Consider the following 7,396-nt stretch of genomic DNA (forward strand, 5'->3'; position numbering starts at 1 on the left):
ATACGCGTCCGACCTTACGAGAACATATTTTCTCGGTGAACCTGACGAAAAATTTATTGAGGTTTACTCCACTGTGCTAAGGGCGCAAAACGAGGCTATAAAAAACATGCGAGCTGGAATGAGCGGAAAGGATATCGATGGTATAGCTAGGAAGGTTATCGAGGATGCTGGATATGCCGAATTCTTTGGCCACGGACTTGGACACGGTATTGGCCTTGTGGTGCACGATTTTCCGAGGCTCAGCCCCAAAAATGAGGATGCTATCCCCGTCGGTTGCGTGGTTACGGTTGAGCCGGGTATATACATTCCGGATTGGGGTGGTGTGCGCATTGAGGACGATGTCTGGCTTACGGGTGACGGAGCTGTGCTACTTTCGGATAAACTTCCGCGCGAGCTTAACGATATAATATTGCGTGTATAAAGAGCGAACATGAAGAAATCAATTAATTTAGCTGCTATTTTACTGCTCATATTAATTTTTAATATTGCCGGCGCAGCTGCCAATGAAAAAAACTCGCAACCAGAAGTGAGCCCCACAAAAGCTGCGCTGCTATCTTTGGTTGTGCCGGGTGCAGGGCAGATTTATACCAAAAATTTCATTCACGCTGCTGTCTTCGCCCTTTCAGAGGCTTTTATTGGATACTTTGCATACGATTCATATAAAAAAACGGATAAACTCTGGCGAAAAAGAGATAGCCTTGTCCCGGGAACACCTGAGTATGACTTTTACGGGGAAGAGTTTGAACGCGAAGTGAAAACCCGGAACACATACCTTTGGGCACTGGCTGCGATAAAATTTCTCGATATAGTTGATGCTTATGTTTGTGCACATCTTTTTACATTCAGGGATGAGCTTAGACGACCTCTGGTTCGGGTCTTACCAGCCGGTGATGGGCTCAAGTTGACCATTCTTATAAGATTTTAGCCACTTTTTATAACTTTCGCGCAACATCAGGAAAAATCTTTGTGCCCCTTCCGATCGATAGTCAGCAAAAGTCCATTCCATCGGCACAAATTCCTTGCGTCGATACATCAACTGGAGGTCAGCAAATACACCATCACCGAGATAAATTCTGTGCGAGAAATTTTTGAATGTGGCGAGTATAACTTTGGCAAGCGTTAGGTAGCCGGGGTCAAGATTAACTCTTCTTTTGCCCTCTTTCTTGAAGTGATTCTCAATAGCTGTGCACGCCCACTTGAGCCTTATAAGCGATTCCGGTGGTCGGATTCCTTCAAGCGCCATCCAAACTCTTAGTAAACCTTCCCCCATCTCTGGTTTGTAATAGTGAGTAAATTCGTCAAACTGTAGGATTTCTGATTCGAAAGCTATTTTCCCGATGGAGGATTCTATTATAGCCCGCAAGGGGAATAGCAATTCGTTTTTTGCGACAATAACGCCAATGAAAAACGCCACAGGGTCATGTACATATGCCTCAGCCATGCTTTCAATAGTTTTTGCTGTTAAAACCAGCTATAAGTATTATATTAGAAAGAAATCAAATTGGGAGGATAAAAATGTTAAGAAAGACATCATTTATTATTTTTGCTTTTTTGTTTTCGCTGAGTTTTTCTACTATACCTGATGATATTGACATTCAATTTGACAGCATGGAGAATGTTCTCATAATAAGCATTATTCATTATACTGACGACCCAAGTAAACATTTTATAAATACGATATCGGTACTCGTTAACGGCGACACATTGGTTAAACAGCGTTTTCTTAAACAATACAGTCACGAAATGCAACAGGGAATTTATAGGATAGCAGGGCTTAAAGCTGGCGATGAGATAACGGTAGATGCTCATTGTAACAAGTGGGGTGGATTAACGATGAAGTTTAAAGTTGTGCGAATTAACAAATCGGGATGTAAGGGGAAAAACTGCGGTCTAACTATCGTGAAAAAAAGAATTAAAAAATAAAAACTAATAAAATTCTTATTGACACTATACTTAATTTGACTATATTTTATATCGGATTTTTGATATTATTTTCGAGCCGTCTTAAAATCGGCAAATATATTAGAACTCTGATTTGGTTTGAAATGAATAACTATGTTTTGAAATCAAAGATAAGGAGGTGATCGTAGATGGAAGAAAAGAATTACAGAGCACGATTCAAGTTCCCCGACATCGAGGTAGAGGTTGAGGGCGACCGCGAGTTCGTCGATAAACATCTTACGACCTTGCTCGAACTACTTAAGCAGCCAAAATTGGCGGAGGAATTGGTTGAGGAGAAAGTGGAAAAGAAAGCTCCCCCGAAAGTTAGAAAGCCAAGAGGAAGGAGAGCAAAAGCTGAGCTGGTGCTCGAGAAAACGCCCGAAATAAGCATCGAGGAGTTCTTCGAGCAAAAGAAGCCAAAAACTCATAACGAAGCCGTTCTGGTTATATCATACTGGCTGACTAAATACGCTGGGAAGAAGGAGATAAGACCTAAGGATATACGACTTGTATTTGACCAGTTGAAAACCAGAAAGCCCGGGAATGTTGGTCAGCACATAAGAATTCTTAGCGACCCTAAAAAAGGATTCCTTAAGCGCGGGCAGAAGACGGGCAGATACTTCCTTACTCCCAAGGGCATAGAACTCGTGGAAAAACTGCCGAAAAGATAAATGAAATGATACTATTCAGACTATCGTAACCAGAGGGGCACTAATTCAATAGACAAAGCCATTTCATAGGGTACGGGACTAATTACTATGTGAATTTTTGATTTTTATGGCGTGCGAGCAGATGTGATATATTATAATCGCTGCCGCCGCAGATACATTGAAAGAGTCTATAATGCCCTTCTGAGGAATTGAGACTACTAAATCTGCCCTTTTAACGATTGAGAGGGGTAGTCCTTTTCCCTCCGAACCAAACAGAAGAAGCGTTTTTGACGGCGGTTCAAATTCAGGGAGCGGTGTAGACTTTGTAGACGGCTTTTCACAGGCTACAACCTTATATCCTTCCCTTTTTAGGGATTCTATGGTGTGCGCTGGAGATTCTACAATAGCTATTGGCATGTGTTCCACTGCACCGGCGCTGGTATGAGCCACTACAGGGGTTATTTTTGCGCTATTTTTCTTGGGTATTAATATGGCTCCTACGCCCAAGAGTTCTGATGTGCGAATTATGGCGCCCAGATTCTGAGGGTCTGTAATGCCCACAGGCATGACCATGATATCGGGTTTTCTCCTAAGAATTAACTTTAACGGCGTGTATTCGAATTGACTTACCAATGCTACTAATCCCTGATGGTCTTTCCGCTTAACGAGCTTGTAAAGTTGACTTTTGTCCGCCGTTGATATTTTCGCTCTTATCTTTATTCCGTTTTGTTCGCATTTTCTCAAAAGCCACTTTATGGATTCATGGGTGCCATATATTTCGTGTACGTCTCTTCCTCCACGGAGTGACTCGAATACAGGATTTTTGCCGAAAATAAATTCCCTGGGTTTATCGTTCATTAGTTTTCTCTTTATTGAGGTCAACTATGATGTTGTCTATAAGTCTTGCTTTGCCGAGGAATGCAGCCAAAGCAACCATAACCCTGCCGCGAGCATTTTTCAATGGCTCAAGGGTATCAGCATCCACTATATCTATATACTGAACTTTTATTAGTTTTGCGCTTTCCAAAAACTTTCTCATTTCATTTTTTATTTTTTCGGTATCCCTTTCACCTCTAAGAAGCATATTTTTTGCCAGAATAAGGGATTGATATATTTTCGGAGCGACTTTTCGCTCGTTTTCGTTTAGATACTCGTTTCGAGATGACATTGCGAGTCCATCCTTTTCTCGTACTGTGGGTGCGGCTACGATTTCCACAGGAAAGTTCAGCTCGCGGGTCATTTTCTTGATGACCACAAGTTGTTGCGCGTCCTTTTGACCGAAAACGGCAAAATGTGGTTGAACGATGTTGAAGAGTTTGGCTACTACTGTAGTAACACCTCTGAAATGCCCTGGTCGGAATGCTCCGCAAAGAACTTCGGTTACAGGCCCTTTAACTTCAACCCATGTCGAGTACCCATCGGGGTACATTTCCTCAGTTGTCGGCGCGAATATAACATCGACTCCCTCTTTTTCGCAGAGCTTCGAATCCCGCTCGAAGTCACGAGGATACGAATTAAGGTCTTCATTTGGTCCGAATTGAGTCGGGTTGACGAATATTGACACGACAAGCAGGTCGCATCGCTTGCGAGCTATTCTTATAAGCGATAAGTGTCCCTCGTGAAGATAACCCATTGTCGGCACGAAGCCTATTATCTTGCCTTCCTTTCGCGCCGATTCTGACAACTTATACATCTTTTGTATCGACCTTATGACTCTCATTTTGGTATGCTAGGTAGTATTCTCGCCCTCTTCTTCGAGTATTTTCTCAAGTTCAGCGATTCTTTTTTTGATTGATTGTCTTTTTTCAGTCTCGAGGTCTGGGTTACTGAGTATCGTTCTATATATTTCTATCGCGGCTTTTGTATAGCCCTGTTTTGCAAGGATTTCGGCTATAGTTTGCGTTGCATAGGTCTCCGAGCCAGTTATGGATTCAGCTATGTTTTCGGTAGTTTCTTCGCTTTTTTGCGGTGTCTCCTCTTCTGACACTTCAGCAGGATGCTCTTCTATTTCCTCAATGAATTCATCACCCTTGGGGACGGCTTTTTCAAGTATTTCCTCGATTTTCTCGTCCTTAATCTCTATTTCACCGTATTGTAGCTCAGGTTTTTCCTCCGCGGTTTCAGGCTTTTCCTCGACCTCCTCGCTTTTCTCCCCTGCAATAAGTTTTTTTATTTCCTCTTCGGCTATCTGAGACAAGATTTCCTCGGGCTCGATGGGTTCCTCTTCATTTTCCTTCTCGGTTTCTGGTATTTCAGGTATTTCCGCAGGCTTTACCTGTTCCTCTGGAGGTTTAGTTTCTTCTTCGAGTGTTGGTGCTGTGAACGATGGCATAGTTCCTACCACGACAAAAGGTTCAGCGGCTTCTTCTTTAGCTTCTTCCTCAATGAACTCTTTGGTTACCTCTATTTTCTCGGACAAGAGCATTTTGGCAAGTTCGGGTTCGGACTCCTGGATTTTGTCCCAGTGTTCAGCTAACAACTCTACGATTGCGGTATCATGAGGGCAAAGGGATAGGATTTGAAGTGCGTAGAAGACAAATAGTTTATAATTTTCGGAAGCGAGGGCAGCTTTTGATAGGTAGAAAAGGGCGGATATGTTGCTGGGTTCAAGCTGGACAGCTTTCTTTAGGAGTTCAAAAGCTTTATCTTTATCCCCTTCGGATAGCAAAATTTTGCCCAGAACAACGAGCGCTGTCGTATATGTTGGATAGTTATTTATTCCTTTGGTTAATAGCCCTATGGCAGTTTTAGCTTTGCCCATTTGGTAGACCATTTCGCCGAGTCTTGCGAAAACCAGCGAATCGGGATTTTCATCGAGGTGTTCCCTTAGTTTTTTGTAAAGTTCTTGATTCATCTTAGTAGCCCCTGTCCTTGGGAGGTGGCTGAATATGATAACCCTTTATTTTGTTTCGCCAATCTCTGTCGTGCACCTCGCCGGGAGCGTTTGAATCGACAAGTTTCATGTTTCCAATTCCCAGAATATCCGCAAATATAAAGTAATAATTTTTGTCAAAATAATACCACACTTCCCAGTTATTAGTTCCTGATGAGAATGTATGTCTCTCCACATTGTCCGGAGGGCCATATACGATATATATTCTTCCTCTATCAGTTTTCCATCCCGGCGTTTTTGACCCCTGAGCAAACGCGGCGTTCGCATAATCCCATCTTGCTATGAATTCCTGCATAAACTCGTTTTCGGGCGTCTCTGGATTTGAATCGTTTTTAGCCCAGAAATTATACCAGAATCTTACTTTACCTGCCGGGTCAAGATTTTTGAATTCGCTCATCTGCTTTGGACTTAGGAGGAAACTTAGAATATTTTGCATTCTTTGCAAAGTCGCCTCGTTTGGCATTATCTTTTCATCGGTGGGAAGTTTTGCTATCCAAATTTTTTTTGAACTTTTCGCGAGCTCGTTTCCTGTGGAATCGACCAATGATATCGCTAACTCATATTCACCATCCGCTATTCCAGCTATCGGAAAACCATTTATATATATTATATAATCGGAGCCTTTCTGCCACAGAGTCCCGAAATTTTTATATACTTTTCCATTTGCCAAAAGCTTTGTATTAAGGCCATATTTCGCTTCGCCCTTTGGAATGTAAAACTCCACATAATAGTATATCGCTGGTGAATTAAGATCAAAAATTGCCGATGGATTTGGAAGCATTCTTTTTCCGAATCGTTCGAATTGGTCTTTGATGGTGGTTTTTTCGGCGCTTACGGCGAGCATGATGTCAGATACGGCGTATTGTTTGTCCCAGAAATTTCTTAGAACCGCCTGTGTGGTGAATGTGTCTTCAATTTCAGAAAGGTAGTCCTTTGCCGTTGTGGTGATTGTATAGGTTCCAACGGGAAGACTTATCGTGTGGATGTTTAGTATTCTGAAGCTTCGGGTTATGGGTTCATTTGGGGCAAGTTTTATGGGGGCGATATAGGCTATCGAGTCTATTTTTTCCCCCGCAGAATCGGTTATAATTATTTTGACTCCAAGGGTTCCGACGAATGCGTTTGCGGTCGAGTCAAAAGCGAACCTGAAGTTCTCGCGGTTAAGTTTTGTGTAGAATTCAAGCCAAGCTGTGCCGACACTATCGCCGCGGAACGATGCCCAGTCGCATACAAGGCCGAGCTGTCCAGCCATCGATGTTGTTAAAAGCGCAAAGATAAGCATTTTATGTAGGAAGGAGTTTCTCATAGCTATTTTTAATTTAAGGAATTTTTTACATGGTTTCAAGGGAATTGTTGGGAGTGGGAATTTAGGCAGATTTTCGCCCATTGTTCAATTTAAAATTGGAAAAGCATGATTTAATTTTTCACTTAAAGGTTAAATTGTTTCTTGACAAAAATTAAATTAGGTTAATAATATTAATTATAAAGTGAATATTGGGAGATTTAAAGGGGTGGTTCATGGCTAAAAAAATAAGTGTTATTGTTTTAATTTTGTTCATTTTTCAACTCGCTAACTCAACGGTATACAAAACATTAGAACAAGCTGATATTAGATTTTATCGCCATATTTCTAGAGCTGATTCATTAGCGAAGCTAGATACATATGGATATATTTATCATATTGTAGGTTATATAACTAAAGCGGATATTAATAAAGATGGCAAAGATGATTTAATCTTTACTGAGGCAAGCAGATATGTCTATTCGCCAGCTTTAATAGGAGATGATAGAAGACAATATATAAGAATATTTTTAGGGCGTGATAGTTTCCCAAGTTATCTGGACTTCAATGAGGCAGATATTACAATTTGGGATTCATTATGGGTTGGCGGATTTCAAATGGCAGATGGTA

10 protein-coding genes are annotated in these 7,396 nt (G+C 41.5%); 5 read left to right on the forward strand and 5 right to left on the reverse strand.

Translation table 11 applies throughout. From position 1 onward, the window contains the following. Both J7J62_04910 and J7J62_04915 read left to right on the forward strand, forming a co-directional pair. A partial coding sequence (locus tag J7J62_04910; protein MCD6124493.1) for a M24 family metallopeptidase occupies positions 1 to 421 on the forward strand: 421 nt, incomplete at its 5' end. Positions 422 to 430: 9 nt separating this feature from the next. Continuing rightward, entirely contained in the window at positions 431 to 925 is a 495-nt protein-coding gene (locus tag J7J62_04915; protein MCD6124494.1) for a hypothetical protein, read from the forward strand. Here the strand turns inward: J7J62_04915 and J7J62_04920 are convergent. Beyond that, entirely contained in the window at positions 878 to 1,441 is a 564-nt protein-coding gene (locus tag J7J62_04920) for a DUF4416 family protein (GenBank protein MCD6124495.1), read from the reverse strand. The two genes, J7J62_04915 and J7J62_04920, sit on opposite strands and share 48 nt — an antisense overlap. A 74-nt stretch (positions 1,442 to 1,515) precedes the next feature. Here J7J62_04920 and J7J62_04925 point away from each other — a divergent pair, with 74 nt between their 5' ends. Further along, positions 1,516 to 1,923, forward strand: coding sequence for a hypothetical protein (locus tag J7J62_04925; GenBank protein ID MCD6124496.1), 408 nt, complete (start codon positions 1,516 to 1,518; stop codon positions 1,921 to 1,923). 167 nt (positions 1,924 to 2,090) lie between these two features. Next, complete coding sequence (locus J7J62_04930) at positions 2,091 to 2,612, forward strand: hypothetical protein (GenBank protein ID MCD6124497.1); 522 nt, start codon at positions 2,091 to 2,093, stop codon at positions 2,610 to 2,612. A 78-nt stretch (positions 2,613 to 2,690) separates the two neighbouring features. Here the strand turns inward: J7J62_04930 and rlmB are convergent, their stop codons facing one another. From rlmB to J7J62_04950, 4 genes are read right to left on the reverse strand one after another with little or no spacing between them, the layout of a single operon-like run. Beyond that, on the reverse strand, positions 2,691 to 3,449 hold the full coding sequence (gene rlmB / locus J7J62_04935; protein MCD6124498.1) for a 23S rRNA (guanosine(2251)-2'-O)-methyltransferase RlmB: 759 nt from the start codon (positions 3,447 to 3,449) through the stop codon (positions 2,691 to 2,693). Beyond that, positions 3,439 to 4,311: a pantoate--beta-alanine ligase gene (locus J7J62_04940; GenBank protein MCD6124499.1), complete on the reverse strand. Its 873-nt coding sequence runs from the start codon at positions 4,309 to 4,311 to the stop codon at positions 3,439 to 3,441. The genes rlmB and J7J62_04940 overlap by 11 nt, the downstream gene beginning before the upstream one ends. A gap of 9 nt (positions 4,312 to 4,320) precedes the next feature. Continuing rightward, a complete protein-coding gene (locus J7J62_04945) occupies positions 4,321 to 5,445 on the reverse strand; it encodes a hypothetical protein (GenBank protein MCD6124500.1) in 1,125 nt (374 codons plus the stop codon). Position 5,446: 1 nt separating this feature from the next. After that, a complete protein-coding gene (locus J7J62_04950; GenBank protein MCD6124501.1) occupies positions 5,447 to 6,790 on the reverse strand; it encodes a GWxTD domain-containing protein in 1,344 nt (447 codons plus the stop codon). A 212-nt stretch (positions 6,791 to 7,002) separates the two neighbouring features. On the opposite strand from J7J62_04950, the gene J7J62_04955 reads away from it, so the two are divergent. Beyond that, positions 7,003 to 7,396: hypothetical protein (locus tag J7J62_04955; GenBank protein ID MCD6124502.1), on the forward strand; the 394-nt coding region annotated here is incomplete at its 3' end.

Source organism: bacterium, from assembly GCA_021159335.1.
Lineage (GTDB): Bacteria > UBP14 > UBA6098 > B30-G16 > B30-G16 > JAGGRZ01.

Coding starts and splice junctions, on each gene's coding strand:
- J7J62_04915 (MCD6124494.1), top strand. CDS start 431: ATGAAGAAATCAATTAATTTAGCTGCTATTTTACTGCTCATATTAATT.
- J7J62_04920 (MCD6124495.1), bottom strand. CDS start 1,441: ATGGCTGAGGCATATGTACATGACCCTGTGGCGTTTTTCATTGGCGTT.
- J7J62_04925 (MCD6124496.1), top strand. CDS start 1,516: ATGTTAAGAAAGACATCATTTATTATTTTTGCTTTTTTGTTTTCGCTG.
- J7J62_04930 (MCD6124497.1), top strand. CDS start 2,091: ATGGAAGAAAAGAATTACAGAGCACGATTCAAGTTCCCCGACATCGAG.
- rlmB (MCD6124498.1), bottom strand. CDS start 3,449: ATGAACGATAAACCCAGGGAATTTATTTTCGGCAAAAATCCTGTATTC.
- J7J62_04940 (MCD6124499.1), bottom strand. CDS start 4,311: ATGAGAGTCATAAGGTCGATACAAAAGATGTATAAGTTGTCAGAATCG.
- J7J62_04945 (MCD6124500.1), bottom strand. CDS start 5,445: ATGAATCAAGAACTTTACAAAAAACTAAGGGAACACCTCGATGAAAAT.
- J7J62_04950 (MCD6124501.1), bottom strand. CDS start 6,790: ATGAGAAACTCCTTCCTACATAAAATGCTTATCTTTGCGCTTTTAACA.